This is a genomic window from Mycolicibacterium peregrinum, from assembly GCF_001665625.1.
GTDB classification, from domain to species: Bacteria; Actinomycetota; Actinomycetes; order Mycobacteriales; family Mycobacteriaceae; genus Mycobacterium; species Mycobacterium peregrinum_B.
In genome coordinates, this window is sequence record NZ_LZSY01000078.1 from 17,470 (window position 1) to 37,582 (window position 20,113).

At 66.3% G+C, this 20,113-nt stretch carries 19 protein-coding genes; 9 read left to right on the forward strand and 10 right to left on the reverse strand.

Going from position 1 to position 20,113, the window contains the following annotated elements:
- Positions 1–4: 4 nt before the first annotated feature.
- Positions 5–1,726, reverse strand: a complete 1,722-nt coding sequence (locus tag A5779_RS09805; protein WP_064881282.1) for a BamB-related PQQ repeat family beta-propellar protein — start codon at positions 1,724–1,726, stop codon at positions 5–7.
- Positions 1,727–1,788: 62 nt separating this feature from the next.
- Between A5779_RS09805 and A5779_RS09810 the strand changes: the two genes are divergently transcribed.
- Positions 1,789–2,589 (forward strand): fructosamine kinase family protein, encoded by an 801-nt coding sequence (locus A5779_RS09810; protein WP_064881283.1) that lies wholly within the window; start codon positions 1,789–1,791, stop codon positions 2,587–2,589.
- A gap of 348 nt (positions 2,590–2,937) precedes the next feature.
- Positions 2,938–5,085 (forward strand): hypothetical protein, encoded by a 2,148-nt coding sequence (locus tag A5779_RS09815; protein WP_064881285.1) that lies wholly within the window; start codon positions 2,938–2,940, stop codon positions 5,083–5,085.
- Between the two features lie 3 nt (positions 5,086–5,088).
- Here the strand turns inward: A5779_RS09815 and A5779_RS09820 are convergent, their stop codons facing one another.
- Positions 5,089–5,415, reverse strand: a complete 327-nt coding sequence (locus A5779_RS09820; RefSeq protein WP_064881288.1) for an antibiotic biosynthesis monooxygenase family protein — start codon at positions 5,413–5,415, stop codon at positions 5,089–5,091.
- Positions 5,416–5,476: 61 nt separating this feature from the next.
- Between A5779_RS09820 and A5779_RS09825 the strand changes: the two genes are divergently transcribed.
- From A5779_RS09825 to A5779_RS09835, 3 genes are read left to right on the forward strand one after another with little or no spacing between them, the layout of a single operon-like run.
- Complete coding sequence (locus A5779_RS09825) at positions 5,477–5,932, forward strand: MarR family winged helix-turn-helix transcriptional regulator (RefSeq protein WP_064881290.1); 456 nt, start codon at positions 5,477–5,479, stop codon at positions 5,930–5,932.
- On the forward strand, positions 5,929–6,576 hold the full coding sequence (locus A5779_RS09830) for a TetR/AcrR family transcriptional regulator (RefSeq protein WP_064881292.1): 648 nt from the start codon (positions 5,929–5,931) through the stop codon (positions 6,574–6,576). The genes A5779_RS09825 and A5779_RS09830 overlap by 4 nt, the downstream gene beginning before the upstream one ends.
- Before the next feature lie 17 nt (positions 6,577–6,593).
- Positions 6,594–8,141: a carotenoid oxygenase family protein gene (locus A5779_RS09835; protein ID WP_064881294.1), complete on the forward strand. Its 1,548-nt coding sequence runs from the start codon at positions 6,594–6,596 to the stop codon at positions 8,139–8,141.
- Positions 8,142–8,144: 3 nt separating this feature from the next.
- Here A5779_RS09835 and A5779_RS09840 read toward each other — a convergent pair whose 3' ends face one another.
- A complete protein-coding gene (locus tag A5779_RS09840) occupies positions 8,145–10,295 on the reverse strand; it encodes an acyltransferase family protein (protein ID WP_413784903.1) in 2,151 nt (716 codons plus the stop codon).
- Between the two features lie 83 nt (positions 10,296–10,378).
- On the opposite strand from A5779_RS09840, the gene A5779_RS34450 reads away from it, so the two are divergent.
- The 3 genes from A5779_RS34450 to A5779_RS09855 all read left to right on the forward strand — a co-directional run bounded on the left by A5779_RS34450 (position 10,379) and on the right by A5779_RS09855 (position 11,835).
- A complete protein-coding gene (locus tag A5779_RS34450; RefSeq protein ID WP_236734714.1) occupies positions 10,379–10,819 on the forward strand; it encodes a guanyl-specific ribonuclease in 441 nt (146 codons plus the stop codon).
- Positions 10,816–11,094: a barstar family protein gene (locus tag A5779_RS09850; protein WP_064881299.1), complete on the forward strand. Its 279-nt coding sequence runs from the start codon at positions 10,816–10,818 to the stop codon at positions 11,092–11,094. Before A5779_RS34450 ends, A5779_RS09850 begins: the two co-directional genes overlap by 4 nt.
- Before the next feature lie 216 nt (positions 11,095–11,310).
- The gene (locus A5779_RS09855; protein ID WP_413784904.1) at positions 11,311–11,835 is read left to right on the forward strand and encodes a LuxR family transcriptional regulator; all 525 of its coding nucleotides are present in this window, start codon (positions 11,311–11,313) and stop codon (positions 11,833–11,835) included.
- Between the two features lie 4 nt (positions 11,836–11,839).
- On the opposite strand, the gene A5779_RS09860 is transcribed toward A5779_RS09855, so the two are convergent.
- The 7 genes from A5779_RS09860 to A5779_RS09890 all read right to left on the reverse strand — a co-directional run bounded on the left by A5779_RS09860 (position 11,840) and on the right by A5779_RS09890 (position 19,209).
- Positions 11,840–12,919 carry a phosphodiester glycosidase family protein gene (locus A5779_RS09860; protein WP_064881303.1) on the reverse strand — a complete coding sequence of 360 codons (1,080 nt, stop codon included), beginning with the start codon at positions 12,917–12,919 and terminating at the stop codon, positions 11,840–11,842.
- A 63-nt stretch (positions 12,920–12,982) separates the two neighbouring features.
- On the reverse strand, positions 12,983–13,714 hold the full coding sequence (locus A5779_RS09865) for a TMEM165/GDT1 family protein (RefSeq protein WP_064881305.1): 732 nt from the start codon (positions 13,712–13,714) through the stop codon (positions 12,983–12,985).
- 305 nt (positions 13,715–14,019) lie between these two features.
- Positions 14,020–16,383: an ATP-binding cassette domain-containing protein gene (locus A5779_RS09870; RefSeq protein WP_064881307.1), complete on the reverse strand. Its 2,364-nt coding sequence runs from the start codon at positions 16,381–16,383 to the stop codon at positions 14,020–14,022.
- A gap of 3 nt (positions 16,384–16,386) precedes the next feature.
- Positions 16,387–16,797, reverse strand: coding sequence for a VOC family protein (locus A5779_RS33505; RefSeq protein ID WP_064881344.1), 411 nt, complete (start codon positions 16,795–16,797; stop codon positions 16,387–16,389).
- 5 nt (positions 16,798–16,802) lie between these two features.
- Positions 16,803–17,237: a helix-turn-helix transcriptional regulator gene (locus tag A5779_RS09880; protein ID WP_064881309.1), complete on the reverse strand. Its 435-nt coding sequence runs from the start codon at positions 17,235–17,237 to the stop codon at positions 16,803–16,805.
- Positions 17,238–17,264: 27 nt separating this feature from the next.
- Positions 17,265–18,521, reverse strand: coding sequence for a PQQ-dependent sugar dehydrogenase (locus A5779_RS09885; RefSeq protein ID WP_064881312.1), 1,257 nt, complete (start codon positions 18,519–18,521; stop codon positions 17,265–17,267).
- Positions 18,499–19,209 carry a pirin family protein gene (locus A5779_RS09890; RefSeq protein WP_064881314.1) on the reverse strand — a complete coding sequence of 237 codons (711 nt, stop codon included), beginning with the start codon at positions 19,207–19,209 and terminating at the stop codon, positions 18,499–18,501. Before A5779_RS09890 ends, A5779_RS09885 begins: the two co-directional genes overlap by 23 nt.
- Positions 19,210–19,281: 72 nt before the next feature.
- Here A5779_RS09890 and A5779_RS09895 point away from each other — a divergent pair, with 72 nt between their 5' ends.
- Positions 19,282–20,058 (forward strand): SDR family NAD(P)-dependent oxidoreductase, encoded by a 777-nt coding sequence (locus A5779_RS09895; protein WP_055119465.1) that lies wholly within the window; start codon positions 19,282–19,284, stop codon positions 20,056–20,058.
- Positions 20,059–20,113: the final 55 nt, after the last annotated feature.

A 20,113-nucleotide genomic window follows, 5' to 3' on the forward strand; every position in this document is an offset into this window, starting at 1 on the left:
TCGATCAGGCATAGCCGTCCACCCAGGTGCCGGTGTCATCGGTGCGGACGACGAGGGTGACACCGGGTGCCGCCATGAGTGCGGCCGGGCGCGACGAGATCGGGATACTCCCGGTCTGCGCGCACGTGTCTCGGTCGAAGCTCACGAGTGCGTCGTCGGTGCCGAACACCACCTCCCTGTCCAGGATCACCGCCATGCCGTCCGGGGACATGCGCCCGGTGGCATTCGCGGGACGGGCGTTGAACGAGCACTGTTCATGTCCGTTCGGGTTGCGCAGGGTGGCCCGGTCGTTGTCATGGGTCAGGAACTGGTCGGAGCCGTCGGTGGTGAGGATCGGATAGGCAGGATCGTCGAGGTGGGAAAAAGTCTGCAGTCGGGCGTTGACGAAGACGGAGCGATCGGGCCCGCCTTTGGGGGCGATGGTGATGATGGTTGCCCCGTCACCTGCTTCCATGGTGTACAGCTTCACGCGGTGGGTTTTGAAATCCTGCTGTGGGTAAGGAAGTCCGCGTAGCACCGTCGCGTGCCAGGCAGTTGTGCCATCCTTCGGATCGGCAACGGCGAACTGGACATCCATGCCCTGGCCGCCGGGGCACCGGTCGACGACTTGGAGTAGGCGTGCGTCACTGTCGCTCCTGAACCGGCAGCCCGTGGCAGGGATAGGTGCGGTCCACAACGCGGTCCCCGTTCGTGCGTCGAACCGTGTCCAGGTCAAGGCATCGGGATCCTCATCCACCAGGTACGCCTGACCCGGTGGGCGGCGGTGATCACTGGCATGGCGGTAGGTGTCGACCAGAGTCCGGTCTGAGGACCACCACATCTGGCGGCCAGTGGGCGCGTCGAGACCGACCAATACCGAAGGGTACGAGCCGATTCCGAGGACCACGGTCTGTCCCGCGTCGAACACGCGCAGCGAGGTCACGACTGATTCCCCGGGCCCGCGACGCGAATAATGCCAGCGCTCAGTGGAATCAGGACCGTAGGCGGTGACGCGTCCGTTGCCGTAGGTGACGAAGCCGCCGGCAATGGGTTCGACGTACCACCCGTTGTGCTCGATCCGGTCCCAGTTTGTCCAGTCGGACACTTTGAGGGTGAAGCGTTGTGTGCCAAGGGTCGCCGGGAAAGGGAGATCGGCCGAGGACGGTGCGGAGGCCGATGCGTCGACGTATCGGTGGTCGTCGCCGACGCGGATCGCCAGGTTGGTCGCCGACGCAGACACCATGAGCCCCACCAGAATGCCGGCAATGGCAGGGACGCGCCAACCGCGATCCGAGAGCCGGGGGAGGGCGAAGCTGCCGACGATCAGTGCGACCACGCCGGCCAGTGCAATGCGCCAGGCGGACAGCGTGATGGGCAACTGGGTGGTGCGTGGATAGAACATCATCCAGCCGACGAACTGGCCGAGCCGGTCGGCGAAGAACACCATGAACAACAGCACCATTACGCCCGCTATGGCAGGCAAAGCCCATGAACCCGGGTGGGCTCGGCCCACGAACCAGGCAATGGCGGCGGATGCCAGCAGCAGCCCGACCAGCCAACACAGGGCGACCGCGATGGTTCGGGGCGTCTGGGCACCCAGCGATGCTGCTTCAGGCGGCAGGAACTCCTCCCATGCGCCGAGAGCCGGGGACGGCTCACCTGTGAGCCAACTCGTAAGGGCGAGGCCCAACGCGGATATCAGCAGGGCGAACGCCAATCCCAGGCTCACGGCCGAAATGACACGCATCAACGATCTCCCCCACGACACGGGTGAAAATTCTGCCAGTTCACGCCGGTAACCTGCCCGGTATGCCCAATGCCGCGGATCGGGCCGACGTCTTCGTCAAACGCAATGTGTCGGCGCCGGCGGGATTCTTCGCCGCAGAGGCCGCCGGACTGAACTGGTTGGCGGTGGCAGGTGGTGTCCCGAGCGTCCCGGTAATCGGCTACGACGCAACATCGTTGACGCTGCAGCGCCTGCACCCGGTGCCCCCGACGGCGCAGGCTGCTCGAGCCTTCGGCGAGCAACTGGCCCATACCCACGATGCGGGTGCACAGGCCTACGGGGCCGGGCCGGACGGTTCCGGGGGAGTCGGGTTCTTCGGACCGATGTCGCAGCCGTTGCCGATGTCGTTGGTCCGCCACGATTCTTGGGGCACTTTCTACGCCGATGAGCGCCTGCTTCCGATGGCGCACTTGGCGGCAGGCCGGCTCAACGCAGGGGCGCAGGACGCCATCGCGGCGGTCGCGGACATCTGCCGCGCCGGCACGTTCGATGACGATGACGGGCCGGCCCGGCTGCACGGCGACCTCTGGAGCGGCAACGTGATGTGGACCGCCGACGGTGCGGTGCTCATCGATCCCGCCGCACACGGTGGGCATCGCGAGACGGATCTGGCGATGTTGGCGCTGTTCGGTTTCCCGTTCCTGGATGACGTGCTGGCGGCGTATCGGTCTGTCCGGCCGTTGCGCAACGGGTGGCGTGACCGGATCGATCTGCATCAGCTCTATCCGCTGCTGGCCCACGTCGTGCTGTTCGGCGGCGGCTATGCGGGCCAGGCCGATGCGGCCGCTCGGCGAATCCTCGCCGGCAAACTTCGGATCGAGTAGTTCGAACCGCTGAGCGCCGCTTGTCCGCGTCGACCGGCGCAGGTCGAGGCGGGTTCGGCGCCGATCGGAACCAGTTGACATATCGACAGGTGTTTGGCACGGCAAGGCGCACATCCATCGGTGTCCAGCAACGTTGGCGAGGGTGATTCACCGCGGATGCAAGGGTTGCCTGTCGTTGGCGTCAATATATCTCTGCCCAGCGCAAGACCGATCGGGTCGATTGCGACAAGTTTGCGACACATTGCGACGAAGAACAGTGAAATTTCTCCAGCAATTCAGTGACAAAGGTCACATTAGTGTTAAGTTGCCTGAGATAAACCTGAGAAGGTGGCCGAAAGGACTGGTCAGATGGCAGTTAAGCACCGTAGGCAGCGGCGGCGCGTCACGAGGGTGGCGACCCTCGGGGCGGCAACCGCAACGGTAACCGCGCTTACGGTGGGCGTTGCACCGCCACCCGCCCAGGCCGCTGCGGTCCAGCGCGACCTTCGGCTGCAATCCGGGGTGCAGATCTTCCCGCCGCCCGACCAGATCCCGGACCTCACGGGTGGCTTCGGAACTCAGGTGTACAACCAGTTCCAGACCGTCGGCGCGCAGGTGGAAACTGCATTCGTCGACAACTTCAATCTGCTGGCCCTCCTACAGGCCGCGGGGATCGATCCGACCACCCCCACCAAGGATGCGCTCAACGGCGTCTTGGGTGGGGCACTGGGCGCACTGCCGGTCGACGTGGAAGACCTTTTGGGAATCGACCTCAGCGATCCGTTGTCCTCGGCCGGGGTCAACGTGATCACCACCGGCGGCCTTTTCACGCTCATCCGTCTGCTCGGGGTGGATCTCGGGTGGGTGCCGTCGTTCCCGAACTCGGTGGCCGACGAGATCAACAACACCCCATACCTCGATGTCAGCCTCGACTCGATCTTCAAGGCGCTCGGTCTGCCGACGAGTGGCCTCAAGTTCGACAGCCTCAAAGCTGCGCTCGCGTTGCTCGGCATCACGCTGCCACCGCTGAGTACGAATGCCGCCGATGTGCGCATCCCGGTCGTGGCCGGCTGGGGCTTCGGTGCGTTCGCGGCGGGCGCGGCCTACCAACAGGTGGTCGATGATCTGCCGAACCAGCCCGGTGGTGCCAACTACACCGGAACCAACCCCCTGCTCGGCAGTTTCACCATCCTGCCGATGATCCTGATCGACAACCCCGGCCGGGCCAACGGCGGCATTCTGGCGCGGGCGTATCCGCTTTTCGGACTGCTCGGGATCGACACCGTGACACCTGATACCCAGGTGCAGAGCAGCGGGACCAGCATCGTCTCGGGCATCCCCGTGGTCGGTGACATCCCGTTGTTCGGGCTCACTCCGGGCGGCGCGAATCTCATTCCGATCAAGATCGACGCCACCGCCGAGTACCTGCCGCTCTCGGACTTCGCCGCCTGGCCCAACCCGTTCACGATGGCGAACAATGTTGCGGCAGGCCTGTTCCCGACCTACATCTTGCGGAACCAGTCGCTCGACACCCTCAGCACGGTGTTGATCGACCAAGTTGTTTCGCAGCTCGGCGCCGACGTCACCGACTATCTGCAGGATCCCGGGGACAACCCTCAGCTGGGCCCCAAGCTCAACATCTACATCACGATCCCGGCCAACAGCCTGCCGCTGCTGGAGCCGACGTATCTGGCGTATGACGTCATCAACCTGCTGACCGGGGCGAACCTCAACAATCCGATCGGCACGGCGCTGAGCCCTGTCCTCACCAGCCTGGTCAACCTCGGCTACACCGATGTGTCCTACAACCCGACGACGGGCATCTATGAGCGCTCGCTCGACGAAGCCGACGTCCCAACCGCTTTCGGCACCCTTCCGGCGGACGTCGATTGGGAACAGGTGCCCGGGCATCTGATCAACAACCTCGTCACCGGCATCGAGAAAGCGATCAGCGACGGCCTGGTGAGCCAGACCCCGGTCTCCAATCCCATCAAGACCCTGCTGGGCCTGCTCGGCGTCGGTGGCTCGTCGAACCTGTCCGGGCTGGATCTCTCGGCACTGACCGACTCGCTGAACAGCCTCACTCCGGAGGCGCTCGGTAACGCTGGGGACAATGTTGGGACACAGAGCCTTACGAAGACGACGAGTTTCGAGCCGCAAGCCGTCACTCAGACCAAGGTCGGCACGGACACCGTCAAGCTGAAATCTGTTGAGGGCGACAGCGTCAAGAAGCTCAGCAGCGCAGCTGACGGGGCCCGCCGAGAGGTCGCGAAATCGGTCGCGGAGGCCGGTGAGCGTACGAAGGCTTCGGCCGAGAGGGCGCGTGAGCGCACCGCCAAGGCAGTCAAGGACGCCCAGGAGCGCGTGAACAAGCTCGCCGAAGATGGCCGCAAGCAGATCCAGTCGGCTGCCGAGGGTGTTCAGAAGGGCGCGGAGAAGGCGGTCAACGACGTGAAGGGTGCCAAGAAGCCCGAGAAGAAAGCCGAGAAGAAGGACACCAAGAAAGACGCCGCCTGACGCCTAGCCCGCCTCGTGCACCGATTCCACGGTGTACAGGTGCGGTTCGAAGCTGGTGGCGAGGTCGGCGCACCGGCTCATGTGTTCCCGCGCAGTGGGGTCGGCGAGCATGGCTTGGAAGTCCTCGGCACTGCGCCACTGCGCGTAGTTGATGACGCGAGTGCCGTCTGTACTCAGATGGATGTTGGCGGAGATGAATCCGGGGACGTGGCGCATCACGTCCTCGGTCGCCTGGCCCAGTAACGCGGCGAGTTCGGCTGCTCGCTGTGGCTCGACCGTGAACACGTTGATGAGGGTGGCGTGGGGGCTGTGCTGCTGGATGGTCGTCACGATTCCTCCTATGTCAGGTTCCTTACATATTCGACGGTAGCACTGATGTAAGGTTCCTGTCATGCCTCCGAACGTGGAAAGTGGGGCCGGCTACCTCGTCAAGCGGGTCCAGCAGAGCCTGCGTCGCAATTGCGATGCGGCACTGCGCTCCACCGGGTTGTCGATGGCGCAGTACACGGCCCTTCGTGCGCTGGCCGACCATCCGCAAGCCTCGGCCGCGGAGCTGGCCCGGTTGTGTTTCGTCACGCGCCAGTCGCTGCAGGACGTTTTGACGGGCCTGCGCACCGAAGGCCTGGTCGAGGAATCGCCCGGTCCCCAGCGGGGTCGTGCCCGCGCGTTGCAGCTGACTGCGGCGGGGAAGCGTCGACTGGGCCACGCCCACTCTGCGGTCATCCACGTCGAGCAGGGCATGCTCAACGGTTTGTCCGGCAAGGATCAGAAAGAACTCGCAACGATGCTGTTGCGTTGCGCGGAGAACCTCGAGGCGGTCGTGCCGATAACCACGGTTGGCCTGTGACTTCGGCGAAGCGTGGGCGCGGCAGGCCCGCGGGACCTGGTGTCGACGTCGAGCAGCGGCGCAGGGATCTGCTCGACGCCGCCGAACGCGCGATCCGTGCCCACGGACCCGATGTGGGAATCGCCGAGGTGGCCAAAGAAGCCGGCTTCGTACGCTCGGCCGTTTATGCGGTCTTCCCGAATCGGGCAGCCATCCTGTCTGCGCTCGGAGAGCGTCAGGCTCATCGGTTGCTGACGGAGATCACCCGCCGCGCCGCCCGGTCGACCGACCTGCGTCAACGCATGTCGTTGTTCTTCGACGTCCTCTGTGGCTGGATGCAGGACGACCCGAACCTGTACCGGGCGTTGAGCGTGCATGCCGCCGGGGGACACGAGATGCCGGGGATATTCGACGAACTCGCCACCGCCGTCGAAGCCATGCTGACGGTGTCCATGGCCGCCGGTGGTGTCGACACCGCGGCGGCCGCGCCGTGGGCCCGGGCCATCGTCGGCTCGGCGATGGTCAGTGCCCAGTGGTGGATCCGCGATTCGTCGATGCCTCGCGCCGAACTCGTCGAGCATCTGACGAAGCTGTGCTGGGACGGCGGCTCGGCACTGCCGTTCAGCCCCTTCGACGTTTCGGCTATTGACAGCGGACAGCCATAAAAGACATAGTGTCTTTTATGGCTGCGCCCACCTCGCCTCAGGTCGACGGTCCCTCGCGGTACTGGGAGGACGTCTCTGGCGAACATGACCTGACCCTTACCGAGATCACCGGCACGCTCCCGCCGGGGTTGACCGGAACGCTCTACCGCAACGGGTCGGGTCGCTGGAACATCGGTACGTCAAGGGTGGACAGCCTGTTCGACGTCGACGGGATGGTGGTCGCGTTCGCGATCGACGCCAACGGCGTCCGGTTCAAGAACCGGTTCGTCCGCACCGAGCACTACCTCGCCACCACTGCCTCCGGCCGAATGGTGAAGCGCGGCTTCGCATACCAACGTCCAGGGGGATTGCGGGCCAACGCGTTTCGGCTACCCGCCAACACCGCCAACACCAACGTGATGATCGGGGCAGACCAACTGCTCGCCCTGTGGGAGGGTGGTCGGCCGCACGGAATGGATCTCGACACGCTCAACACGATCGGGATGTGCAGTCTCGACGGCGTGCTGAAGGGTCCCATCGGTGCGTATTCGGCGCACTACACCTACGACGCGACGACGGACTCCAGGGTCAACTTCGGGTTCGAACCCTACTTTCCTCGCCTCGATCTGCGGCACGTCCGTAGTGCGCCGAGCCGGGACGAGAAGATCAGGCGGCTGCGGGAACTCGCAGGCGAAGCGATCCCGCGTATGCGGCTACGACTGTATGAGACCGACCGCAACGGCGTCACCAGGTACCTCCGTGCGGTACCGCTACCCGGCATGGGACTCATTCACGACATGGCACTGACCCCGCGCTACGCCATCTTCATGCTGTCTCCCTTGCGGATCAACCCCTGGGCCGCGTTGGGGCGGCAAACCTATTGGGACGCCATGCGGTTCAAGCAGAACGAGCCGTCCTACTTCGTCCTGGCCCCGCGTGACGGCGGGAAGGTCCGGACGATCGAGACCGACCCGTTCTACATGTGGCATTACGCCAACGCCTACGAGGAGGGCGCCGACGTGGTGGTGGAGCTGCCCCGCTTCGCCCCGGAGACCTTCGGCGGGATGCAGGCCTGGGGTGCGGACAGCCGCAGTGACATGGCGCGGTTGTACCGAGATGTTGCAGCCGAAGACCTACCGGAAACCGTGCGCCTGACCCGTTTCCGCATCACGCCCGACGACCAGGTGCTGGCCGAACCACTTGCCCAATTGGGTTGCGAATTCCCGCAGATCGATCAGCGTCGCTCAACCCAACCGCACTCGGTGACCTATGTGACCGTGCCCAGCGAGGGGGAGGGCAGCGGGGAGGGGATCGGCCGTTTCAACCACGCCGACGGCAGTGTGCAGACCTACTGCCCGCCGGGCCACAAACTCGTCGAGCCGATCTTCGTGCCGCGCCCGGGCAGCACCGCAGAAGGCGACGGATGGGTGCTGACCGTGGGGTATGACGAGGCCCAGCACCGTAGCCGGCTGATGGTGTTCGACGCGCCGCACATCGACACCGGACCGATCGCCGAGGCCTGGCTGCCCTTCCACCTGCCGATGAGCTATCACGGTGCCTTCACTGATCGGGTGGCCAGGTTGTAGAAACTAGTTGGGCGCCAGGGCACTTTCGGTCAGACGTGCGATCACCGGCGACAACAACTGGGCGTACTCGGCAGTGATGTGGTTGTCGTCGCGGAACACCAAGGTGTTGCCGACGATCACCGGGCAGCGTTGGTCGGTGCAGAAGTACTGGTCCAGCCGCGCGTACTGGCCGCCGCCGGCCCGCACCGCTGCAGCCTCCGCGGCAATACCGCTGTCGTTCATCGCGATCGAGCGGTCGGGGGCGCAGGCCGACGCGTCGTCCATGTGTGCCGACAGGCAGGTCGGCACCGTCGTGTGCGGGTCGGGCACCGGGCCGAGCACCAGGACCCGCGCGCCGGTGCCGCGCAACTGCGACACGAGTCGCGTCAATCCGTCCAGCCAGGTCGGGTCGTAGCTGACGAACCCGAAGTCGGCCCCGTAGCGACGCACCATGTCCAGCACGATCAGCGCCGGGCGTTCGTTGGCGATCCTGGTCAGCACATCGGCCCGCCACTGCTTGCATTCGGTGAACTCGCGGTCGAGGTAGGGGCTGAGGATCGGGAGCTTCATGGGCGGGCAGGTGACCTTTGCGTAGGTCTCCAGCCGCCAATGCTGCTGTTGTGCGGCGGTTTCCAGCGCCGGTTGCCACATCCCCGCGTGGGAATCGCCGATCAGCGCGACCTTGGTGGCCGATGTGGTCAGGCCGGACGCGCAGTCCGGCACGGAGACGTCCTGCCACGACAGGACGCAACCGTTGACGAACGCCTCGGGTTTGGTGATGTTGTCCAGTGGCGGTGACAGATTCGACGGCACCGCGCGCAGGCCGGCCGAGGTGGCGACGGCTGCCTGCATCTGTTGTTCGGGCGTCAGAGGCCGCGTCGGAGCGGCAGCCGGGGGCGGTCCGATCAGGGCGACCGGAACCGCCGCCGGTCCGGACCCCGTCGGCACCGGACGTACCGCCAACAGCACCAGACCCGCGCAGACAGCCATGCCCGTCGCCGTCGCGCCGACGGCCAAACTGCGCCACGAGGACGCACGCAACGCCGCGGCGAACCGGGCCGGGTTCTCGACCAGATGCAACGTCAGGACCGCCAGTCCCAGCGATATCACCACCATCGCCAGCCGGCCCGCCAGCCCCAGACCGTGGCCGAACAATGCGGGCGCCAACAGCAGGACCGGCCAGTGCCAGAGGTACCACGAGTACGACAACCGGCCGATACCGCGCATCGCCGGTTTCGACAGCAGCCGTCCCACGCCAAGGTCGGGTATCGCACAACCGGCCCCGATCACCAGTGCGGTCCCCATCACCGGCAGCATTGCCGCCGTACCCGGATAGGGCGTGGCCGTGCCGAGTTGAGTGCAGGTGGCCAGGATCAGCGCCAGGCCACCCCAGCCGACCAACGCCGCACACACCGGCGGAAGGGTGCGCCAGTGCGCCGCGGTCAACGCGATCAGGCCGCCGGCGGCCAACTCCCAGGCGCGCGTCGGCAGGGAGAAGAACGCCCAAGGCGGCATGGTCTGGGTCCACGACAGTGACACCGCGAGCGACGCACCGGCCACCACGGCCAGGACGCACGCATACGGGACTGCTGAACGGGTGCCCTGGCCGTTGCGGGCCAGCAGCCACGCTGTGCCGAGGATCAGGGCGGGCCACAGCAGATAGAACTGTTCCTCCACACCGAGTGACCAGTAGTGCTGTAGCGGCGATGCCGCCGTCTCGGCCGCCAGATAGTCGGTGCCCTGCGCCGCGAAGCGGTAGTTCCCGGCGTACAAGGCGCTGGCGATCGCATCGGCCAGCACCGAGCGGGCCCGCAGTGGCGGTAGCAGGAGAGTTGCCGCCATCGATGTCGCCACGAGAACGAGTGCAGCGGCCGGGAGCAGTCGCCTGGCCCGGCCGGCATAGAACTGGGCCATGCGGACCGTCCCGGTGTCTGACGCCTCGCGCCACAGCAGCCCGGTGATCAGGAATCCCGACACGACGAAGAAGACGTCGACGCCGACGAACCCGCCACCGAAACCGGGGACCTCCGCATGAAACAGCACCACGGCGAGCACCGCGACTGCTCGTAGACCTTCGATGTCGGGACGAAATTGTTTGTTCGACAGGGGTTTTCGCCCGCTCGCGGCGCTGCCGCGGCGGGCAGTCGGCCTCGCTGGGGTAATCACTCTGTTCACTCGAGTAACGATCGTCGCACGGCAACCCGCGTTGACCCTGCATTTGCCGGGCCTGTTGTACGCCTGTTGCTAGCCTCGTGCCGATGGGACGATCACGCATTGCGGCGCTGGCAGTGCTGTGCGGCCTGCTTTCGGGGTGTTGCGCTCCGACCGAAACCACGTCATCTCCGGCGCCACCACCGGCGTCGACATCGGGATCGGCATCACCGGCGAAGTCTGCGGCGGCCGACGGCAGCTGCGCTCTGAGCGGCCTCCCGCCGGAAGCGGACAAGACCGTCGAGCTGATCCAGTCCGGCGGGCCGTTTCCCTACCCGCGCAACGACGGCGTCGTTTTCGGAAACTACGAGGGCCGATTGCCCAAACACGAGCGCGGCTACTACCACGAGTACACGGTGCCGACGCCCGGCAACAAGCACCGTGGCAAGCGGCGCATCGTCACCGGGGGATCACCGCAGAACGACCCGCCCGAGTACTACTACACCGGCGACCACTACGAATCGTTCTGCCTGATCGGAGGCATGTGAAGACGTATCGGATCGACGGGACCAAGGTGAGTTCCAGAGCGGACTTCTTCACCGAGATCGGCCGCGCGGTCAACGGCGACGGCGGCTACTTCGGCTCTAACCTGGACGCGCTGGCCGACTGCCTGCGCGGTGGTTTCGGTACGCCGGAGGATCGTAAGTTCCGGTTCGTCATGACCGACTATCGCAACATCAAAGACGCGCTCGGCGAGGACACTTGGAGCACCGTGCTGTCGATCTTCACCACCGAGGGTGTCGACCTCTGGCTGGAGAACTGACGCTCACCCTGTCCAGCAAATAGGTCTCGAGACTGCTTACGCGCGTCCGACGTGGGCAACAGCGCTGCGGCCTCGGGTTGGCAACGAGGTTCTGCGGCAACGGCGTTGACGCCTGAGGCACAGCCTGCGAAAACTGGTTACCCTGGCGTTCTGCGCGCCGTCAGGTGCGGGGATCACTGGCGGACAACAGGCGGGAGTGGCGCGCGCGTGACCGAAATGCCGGCGACTGCGACGACGTGGCTGATGGCCCGCACCGAGGGGTCCGCACACCTGTGGCAAACCGACCCAAGGGGTATGGCCGCCGCGCTCCCGTACTTTCGAGCGACGATGACCCACGTTGTCGCGCTCCACGGCGGCGCGTTGTCGGCGAAGCGACCGGCCTGCGACAGCTTCACGGCTGCCTTCGACCGCGCGACCGACGCGGTGTCCTGTGCGCTGTATCTGCAACTGACGCCGTTGGATCCTTTTGAGCTGTGCATCGGTGTGCACAGCACTGCCGCCGGTACCGAGCGGCTGCGCGACATCGCCCATGGTGGGCAGACATTGATATCGGGCACGGCGGCCTCGTTGGTCGAGGGTGACCTTCCGTCCGGCACGACGCTGAAATACCTTGGCGATCAACGCATGGACGGCGGCGAGCCCCAGGAGCGCCTCCTGCAGCTGTGCCATCCGGGACTGCACAAGTACCTGCGGCCCTTGCGCATGCCGAATGCGGTTCTCGCCGAAGTCCTGGTCAACTGACGCCTCAGTTGAAGGCCAGCCAGCTGGGCAGGGCCCGCTCGCGCGAATCGCACAGCACCTGACGGGTATCGCAGTTGCCGCGGGGTGATCCGGCGCCACTCCACATGCCTCCGGTGTCGCGGCGCAAAACGATCGCCGACGAACCGCCGCCGTCGAGCAGCAGCGCGTTGTCGGCGCCGAGGCCGCGGAACAGGTCCTGGATGTTGTCCGGGGTGTAGCTGCCGCCCTGGAAGACGTAGAGCTGATCGGTGGCCCGGTTGTAGCCGATGGCGGTGCGCGCCGCACTCGGGCCGTTGTCGTTGAGCTGGCCGGTGTCGCCGGGAGCGAGCAGCCCGATGCCGGCGACCGCGACGAACCGGGCGTTCTGGTCCAGCAGCCGCTGGATCACCGGGGTGGCCGAGTCGTAGTCGTCATTACTCCTGGGCATCACCACGTACGGGGTGCCGCCCATGGGAAGGATCATGGTGGCCAGTGCGGCCCAACGCTCGTCACCGCCGGACAGGCCCTGCTTGCCCGCGTAGGCCAGCGTTCCCGTGACCGCGGCGTTGGCCCGGCCCTGCCCGCGGGTGTTGTCGACGTAGGCGCCCAGCGGGGACGAGCACTTGGTGTCGCGCCACGAGCCGCCCTTCTGCCCGCGTACGTCGAAGAAGTTGGCGTTCACCGCGATGGTCGGCTGGCCCAGGACCTGCCAGGCGGCGAGGGGCGCGTAGGTTTCCGACGCCTGCCAGAGTCCTTCGCTCGTCCGGGCGCCGGGGGTGCGCTCGCAGCGGGACTGATAGCCCTGATGGCTGTCGACGAGCAGGCGCGGGTTGAGCCGTCCGGAGGCGTTCTTCATCGTCATCAGGTGGCCGCCGTTGTTCAGCGTGTAGGCGCGGCCGTCGGCAGACAGGAAGGGCGCGGCGAACTGGCCGCCGAAGTTGTAGACGAGGTAGGCGCCCTTGGTGTTGGCGATCGCTCCGAGTAGCAGCGTCCGGGCGTCCTCGGCGCGTGCGACGGGCGAGCCGGTGGTGGCCAGCGCCGCGCAGACGGCAACGGCGGCCGCAGTGGCGACCGCACGTTGGAAGAGTTTTGCCAGGCCTGGCACGAACTACACAATAACCACACAGGAAACTCTGTCAACATGCGTAACAGCCTGGTCACGGTTGGATCAAGGGGCGATCGCACCTGATTGATCGGTGTTAGCTGGATCGGCCGTCTCGGTCTTACGTAGTACCGCCGGCCGCAAATGTGCGGGGAGCATACGCAGGCCTGCCGCGCCCAGCCCCGTCACCGCAATGGCGCCCGCGGTGGTCAGCAGTGCCGGGGCGGCCGGGAACGCGCCCTCCAGCAGCATCGCGACACCGAAGATGACGAACAAGGCGGCCGCGCCCAACTGGATCACCCGTTCGGGCAGGTGCTTGCCCGCAATCGCCCCGACCACGATGGCCAGCGCGTCGGCCGCCACCATGCCGATGGTCGAACCTATCCACACGCCGACCCAGTCGTTGTCGGCGGCCAACGTGATGGTTGCGAGCATCGTCTTGTCGCCGAGTTCGGCCAGTAGGAAGGCCGAGGTGACCGTGAAGAACGCCGGGGCCGTCGAGCGCTGGGCCTTGGTCGCCTCATCGTCGGACAGCTTGTCGCCGCGCAGGGTCCACAGCCCGAAGAACACGAACGCGACACCGGCGAGGATGCCGAGCAGGTGCGTCGGCAGCGCCGCACCGAGGTAGTGCCCCACCGCGACCGAGATCAGGTGAACTGCGGTGGTGGCCGCTGTGATGCCGATGAGCACCACCCACCAGCGGTAGCGCAGCGCAAACGTCATGGCCATCAACTGGGACTTGTCGCCGAGTTCGGCGACGAAGATGACAGCGAAACTCAAGAGCAGTGCAGCCAGCACTCGACAAACTCCTCGGTCGTTGGCTGCCGTTGGGGGCTGAACAGATGCCTCCGGCCGGCAGACCATTGGTCTACGGCCGAAGGTCTCGCCCACCGGTCGTGACCGGTTCGGATAACCGGGCCGCTCATGCGTCGCTGCTGCGCGGCCAGTATGTCGAATATCCGATTGGGGGCTACTCCCCTTCGCTGTTGTCCACCATACGCACGCCCGCGGGGTCGGTGCAAACCGTGGCGCACGAAAGTGCTTATTCAACAATAAGTTTGGGGATCGACACGGGAAAGTTCGGGTGCCCTGACAATGCTGGTTCAGGCACCCACATATTCAGCGAGGTGCTTACCTGTGAGCGTGGCACGGTCCGCGACCAGATCTGCCGGGGCCCCCTCGAAGATGACGCGGCCGCCGTCGTGCCCGGCGCCGGGACCCAGGTCGATGATCCAGTCGGCATGCGCCATCACGGCCTGGTGATGCTCGATCACGATCACCGACTTTCCCGAATCCACCAACCGGTCCAGGAGCCCAAGAAGCTGTTCGACGTCGGCCAGGTGCAGGCCGGTGGTGGGCTCGTCCAGGATCAACGTATCGGCCTTGTCGGCTCCGGTATCTCCGAGCCGAGCGGCGAGCTTGAGCCGTTGCCGCTCGCCACCGGACAGGGTGGTCAGCGGCTGCCCGAGGGTGAGATAGCCGAGGCCCACATCGGCCATCCGGGACAGGATCTTCTGGGCCGCAGGCACTTTGGCCTCGCCGTCGGAGAAGTACTGCTCAGCCTCGCTGACCGGCATGGCCAGCACCTCGGCGATGTCGCGTCCGCCGAGCGTGTACTGCAGCACCGAGGCGCCGAACCGCTTGCCCTCGCATTCCTCGCAGGTGGTCTCGACGGTGGCCATCACCCCGAGGTCGGTGTAGATGACCCCCGCGCCGTTGCAGGTCGGGCAGGCACCTTCGGAATTCGAGCTGAACAGCGCCGGTTTGACGCCGTTGGCCTTGGCGAAGGCCTTCCGGATCGGGTCGAGCAGCCCGGTGTAGGTGGCCGGGTTGCTGCGGCGCGAACCGCGGATCGGGCTCTGATCGACCACCACCACGCCCTCGCGGCCGGCCACCGAGCCGTCGATCAACGAACTCTTTCCCGAGCCCGCGACACCGGTGATCACCACCAGTGCACCCAACGGGAGGTCGACGTCCACGTCGCACAGGTTGTGGGTATCGGCACCGCGTATCTCCAACGCTCCATTGGGTTCTCGCACCCTGCTTTTCAGGGCCGCGCGGTATCCCAGGTGGCGCCCGGTCACGGTGTCGCTGGCCCGCAGACCCGCCACGTCGCCCTCGAAGACCACCTCGCCTCCGGCCGATCCGGCGCCCGGTCCCAGATCGACGACATGGTCGGCGATCGAGATCGTCTCCGGCTTGTGCTCGACCACCAGCACGGTGTTGCCCTTGTCCCGCAGGGCCAGCAGCAGATTGTTCATCCGGGCGATGTCGTGGGGGTGTAGGCCGATGGTCGGCTCGTCGAAGACGTAGGTGACATCGGTCAGGGAGGAACCGAGATGACGGATCATCTTGACGCGCTGAGCTTCTCCACCGGACAGCGTGCCAGCGGGGCGATCCAGCGACAGATAGCCCAACCCGATCTCGACGAAGGAGTCCAGCGTGTGCTGCAGTGCCGCCAGTAGCGGGGCCACCGATTTATCTTTGACGCCGCCGAGCCACCCGGCCAGGTCGGTGATCTGCATCGCGCACGCCTCGGCGATGTTGACACCCTTGATCTTCGACGACCGCGCAGTGTCGGACAGTCGGGTGCCGGCACACTCGGGGCAGGTGGTGAACGTGACCGCGCGCTCCACGAACGCGCGGATGTGCGGTTGCATGGCCTCGACGTCCTTGGACAGGAACGACTTCTGGATCTGCGGGATCAGCCCCAGATAGGTCAGGTTGACCCCGTCGACCTTGAGCTTGGTCGCCTCCTTGTGCAGTAGCGCGTCGAGTTCCTTCTTGGTGAACTTGTTGATCGGCTTGTCCGGATCGAAGAATCCGCATCCCCGGAAGATTCGGCCGTACCAGCCGTCCATGCTGAAACCCGGGATGCTCAGCGCGCCCTCGTTCAGCGATTTCGTGTCGTCGTACAGCGCGGTCAGGTCGATGTCGTTGACCGCGCCACGGCCCTCACACCGCGGACACATCCCGCCGACGATCTTGAAGTCACGCCGCTCCTTGACCGTGCGGCCACCCTTCTCCAGCGTCACCGCTCCCGCCCCGCTGATCGAGGCCACATTGAACGAAAACGCCTGTGGCGAGCCGATATGCGGGCTACCCAGCCGGCTGAACAGGATGCGCAGCATCGCCCCGGTATCGGTGGCGGTGCCGACGGTCGAGCGTGGGTCGGCGCTCATCCGCTGCTGGTCCACGATGATCGCGGTGGTCAACCCCTCGAGGACGTCGACCTCGGGCCGGGCCAGGTTCGGCATGAAGCCCTGCACGAACGCGCTGTAGGTCTCGTTGATCAACCGCTGGGATTCAGCGGCGATCGTGTCGAACACCAGCGAGCTCTTGCCCGATCCCGAGACGCCGGTGAACACCGTCAAGCGGCGCTTGGGCAACTCGATGTCCACGTCCTTGAGGTTGTTCTCGCGGGCACCGGTGACCCGGATCAGATCGTGACTGTCGGCGGGATGCATCGGTTAGCGCGACTCCTGGATACGGACCATGTTGCCGGCCGGATCGCGAAGGGCGCAGTCCCGCACGCCATATGGCTGCTCGGTGGGTTCCTGGACTACTTCAACGTCGCCGGCCTGCACTTTTTCGAATGTGCTGTCGAGATCCTTGGTGGCGAGCAGGAGCGTCCCGAAGGTGCCCTTGGCCATCATCTCGGCGATGGTGCGGCGCTCGTCGTCGGTGAGTCCGGGGGTCGCGAACGGCGGGTACAGGACCACGGATGTGTCGGGCTGGTTGGGCGGACCGACCGTGATCCAGCGCATCTTGTCCTTGCCGACGTCGAGGCGGACCTCGAAGCCGAGGACGTCGCGATAGAACGCGAGGGATTCTTCCGGATCGTCGAGCGGGAGCATGCTTGAGTGAATGGTGAGTTCCATGGTTTTCACGCTAGGTGCAGGCGGGTGGCCGGCGCTTCTCGATTCCTGATCGGTTTGGTGACCTGCTTCTCGACGCAGGACGGCATGCCATTCGTCACTCCGGCGGTCTGTTGCCGATACGCACTCGGCGGGATGCCGACGAGTTCGGTGAACCGGGTGCTGAACGTGCCGAGCGAGGAGCAGCCGACGGCGAAGCACACCTCGGTGACCGACAGGTCGCCGCGGCGCAGCAGCGCCATCGCGCGCTCGATGCGACGCGTCATCAGATAGGAATACGGCGACTCGCCATAGGCGATCTTGAACTGTCTGCTGAGGTGCCCGGCCGACATGTTGACCCCGCGGGCAAGCGCTTCGACGTTCAGCGGCTGCGCGTACTCGCGGTCGATGCGGTCCCGGACCCGGCGCAGCAGCTTGAGATCACCCAGCTGTTGGTCGGCCACATCGGCGATGGTACGGCTCGGGCAAGTTCACGGCGACAGCCGATACACCGCGCCGGCGTAGTCGTCGGTGATGTAGATGGCGCCGTCCGGGCCCGCGACCGCGGCCACCGGACGTCCCCAGCGGGAGCCGTCCTCGGCCTGGAAGCCGCCGACCAGGGTCTGCTGCGGGCCCAATGTGCCGTTGTGCCAACCGAAGAACGACACCTCGGGCGCCTGCGGTGACCGCCGGTTCCAGGAGCCGTGCACTCCGAGGAGTGCACCGGGTCCGTATCCGGGAAGTTCGGCGAAGCTCATGCCCAGCGGGGCGGAATGGGCACCGAGAGTCTGTTCGACCGGTGGAAGTGCCGCACAGTCCAGCTTGCTGCCGTCGGGGTTGGTCTGCATGTCTCGGATGAACCCGGCCGGTGGCGGGCCGTCGGGATTGCAGTACGGCCAACCCAATTCGCGTCCGGGCGTCAGCTTGGCCACCGACTCCGGCGGATGGTCGTCGACATAGTCCTGGCGCACCCGGCCCTGCGGATCGGCGACGTCGTCGCGGTTGTTGACCGCCGTCCACAGTGAGCCGTCGGGGGCCGGCGCCAGGCCCGTTCCGTTGCGGACCCCGGTGGCGAACGGGGTGGCAGACCCGCCGCCGGGCGGCACCCGCATGATGGTGGCCCGCGGCGGCGTGGCGGTACGGTCCTCGGCCGAGATGTTGCCCGTCGAGCCGATTGAAAAGTACACGGCGCCATCGGGTCCCACGGCGACGCTCTTGAGTGCGTGGGCGTAGGCACCGTGCAGGTCGAGACTCTTGGCGTCGGGCAGATCGTCGGCGATGGTGCGGCGGTTCACGGCCCGGCCGTCGACGTAGTCGTAGGCGTCGATGCGGTTGCTCTCGGCCACATACAACGTCGGGCCGGCGAAGAACAGGCCGTGTGGCTGCTCCAGCCCGTCGAGCAGTGTGCGCTGGTCCGGGCGCACCGTCAGCACCTGACCGGTGGCCGGTACCGACACCAGCAAGGCGTCGTCCGGCGCGAACGCGGCCATCCTGGCCTTGGGCACCCGGGCGATCACCTCGATGGTCCAGCCGGCGGGTATCTGGGCGTGGCGAGGTTCGTCGAGCGGGGCCTGGGCGAATCGCTCGGGCACCTGAACGAGTACCGATGCGAGGCCGGCAGGTGGAGGCTTCGAGGTCGACGCCGAGGGGGTCGGCGGCGGTGATCCGGTTCCGGGGTTCGTCCCACACGCGGTCAGGGTGACCGCGGTGACCAGTGCGATCGCGCTACGCGCCGCCCAAACCCGCATTCATCTCCCAGACCAGGATCTCGGCTTCGGTGTCAGCTGTGACCCGTCCGCCCGAATCGGTGAGGCGCGCGGCGTCGCCCTCGGCGAGTGGACCGGACCCCTCCAGCGTCACCGCGCCGCGTGCGACGAACAGGTGGACGTAGCGGGCCTGCGGCAGTTCGACCGAATCGCCGGGCCGCAGCCGCGCGCCGTACAGCGTGGCGTTGCGGTTGTGCAGGGTGACGGCCGCATCGCGGGCACCGGAGGCGATCGGGGTCAGCGTGGCGGCCAACTCGATCTCCTGCTGCTGATAGCTCGGTGTCACTCCGGCCGTATCGGGCAACACCCACATCTGCACGAAATGCACCGGCTCATCGGCAGATCCGTTCTTCTCCGAATGCTGCACGCCGGTGCCCGCCGACATCCGCTGGGCCAGACCCGGATAGATCACCCCGGAGTTGCCCATCGAATCCTCATGCGCCAACTGGCCCGACAGCACCCAGGTGACGATCTCCATGTCCCGGTGCGGGTGGGTGTCGAAGCCGGTCGCCGGCGCGACGATGTCGTCGTTGTTCACCAGCAACAGGCCGTGGTGGGTGTTGGCCGGGTCGTAGTAGTCGGCGAACGAGAAGGAGTGCCGTGAATTCAGCCAGTCGGTTGTGCTGGCGCCGCGGTCCCCGGCGCGGCGGATGTCGACCGTGGCAGGCATGGTGCCAGCCTACCGAGGGCCGTAGCTGACCAACCGGTGGATCGGGGAGGGCCGGGGCCTAGTGTGTTGGGCGTGGAACTCAACGGAGCAAGCGCCATCGTCACAGGTGGCGCATCAGGTATCGGCGCGGCGACTGCCCGCCAGTTGGCTGCCAAGGGAGCCCGCGTTGTCGTGGCTGACCTGCAGGCGGACAAGGGCGAGGCCCTCGCCAAGGAGATCGGCGGCATCTTCGTCACCGTCGACGTCACCAACACCGACCAGATCATCGATGCGGTCAAGACCGCGGCGGACCTCGGCCCGCTGCGCGCCCTGGTGAACTCGGCCGGCGTCGGCTGGGCCCAGCGCACCATCGGCAAGGACGGCGAGTTCTCCTCGGCTCACGACCTCGGCCTGTACAAGAAGGTGCTCGACATCAACCTGGTCGGCACCTTCGACTGCATCCGCATCGCCGCCACCCAGATGAGCAAGAACGAGCTCAGCGAAACCGGCGAGCGCGGTGCCATCGTCAACATGACCAGCGTCGCGGCGTTCGACGGCCAGATCGGCCAGGCGGCCTACTCGTCGTCCAAGGGCGGCGTGGTCGGCCTGACCCTGCCGGTGGCCCGCGATCTGTCCGCTGTCGGCATCCGCGTCAACACCGTGGCCCCCGGCCTCATCGACACCCCGATCTACGGCGAAGGCGAGGCCTCCGAGGCATTCAAGGCCAAGCTCGGCGAGTCGGTGCTGTTCCCGCACCGCCTCGGCAAGCCCGACGAGCTGGCCTCGATGGTCGTCGAGCTGCTGACCAACTCGTACATGAACGCCGAGGTCGTCCGCGTCGACGGCGGCATCCGGATGCCACCGAAGTAACTTTCGCGAGCAGACACAGAACTGCCCCTTTTCTCTTGAAAAGGGGCAGTTCTGC

Excerpts from the sequence above, each read along its gene's own strand:
- A5779_RS09810 (WP_064881283.1), top strand. The coding sequence starts at position 1,789 with ATGCCCAATGCCGCGGATCGGGCCGACGTCTTCGTCAAACGCAATGTG.
- A5779_RS09825 (WP_064881290.1), top strand. The coding sequence starts at position 5,477 with ATGCCTCCGAACGTGGAAAGTGGGGCCGGCTACCTCGTCAAGCGGGTC.
- A5779_RS33505 (WP_064881344.1), bottom strand. The coding sequence starts at position 16,797 with ATGGAACTCACCATTCACTCAAGCATGCTCCCGCTCGACGATCCGGAA.
- A5779_RS09885 (WP_064881312.1), bottom strand. The coding sequence starts at position 18,521 with ATGCGGGTTTGGGCGGCGCGTAGCGCGATCGCACTGGTCACCGCGGTC.
- A5779_RS09890 (WP_064881314.1), bottom strand. The coding sequence starts at position 19,209 with ATGCCTGCCACGGTCGACATCCGCCGCGCCGGGGACCGCGGCGCCAGC.
- A5779_RS34450 (WP_236734714.1), top strand. The coding sequence starts at position 10,379 with ATGGGACGATCACGCATTGCGGCGCTGGCAGTGCTGTGCGGCCTGCTT.
- A5779_RS09805 (WP_064881282.1), bottom strand. The coding sequence starts at position 1,726 with ATGCGTGTCATTTCGGCCGTGAGCCTGGGATTGGCGTTCGCCCTGCTG.
- A5779_RS09855 (WP_413784904.1), top strand. The coding sequence starts at position 11,311 with ATGCCGGCGACTGCGACGACGTGGCTGATGGCCCGCACCGAGGGGTCC.
- A5779_RS09870 (WP_064881307.1), bottom strand. The coding sequence starts at position 16,383 with ATGCATCCCGCCGACAGTCACGATCTGATCCGGGTCACCGGTGCCCGC.
- A5779_RS09835 (WP_064881294.1), top strand. The coding sequence starts at position 6,594 with ATGGCTGCGCCCACCTCGCCTCAGGTCGACGGTCCCTCGCGGTACTGG.
- A5779_RS09815 (WP_064881285.1), top strand. The coding sequence starts at position 2,938 with ATGGCAGTTAAGCACCGTAGGCAGCGGCGGCGCGTCACGAGGGTGGCG.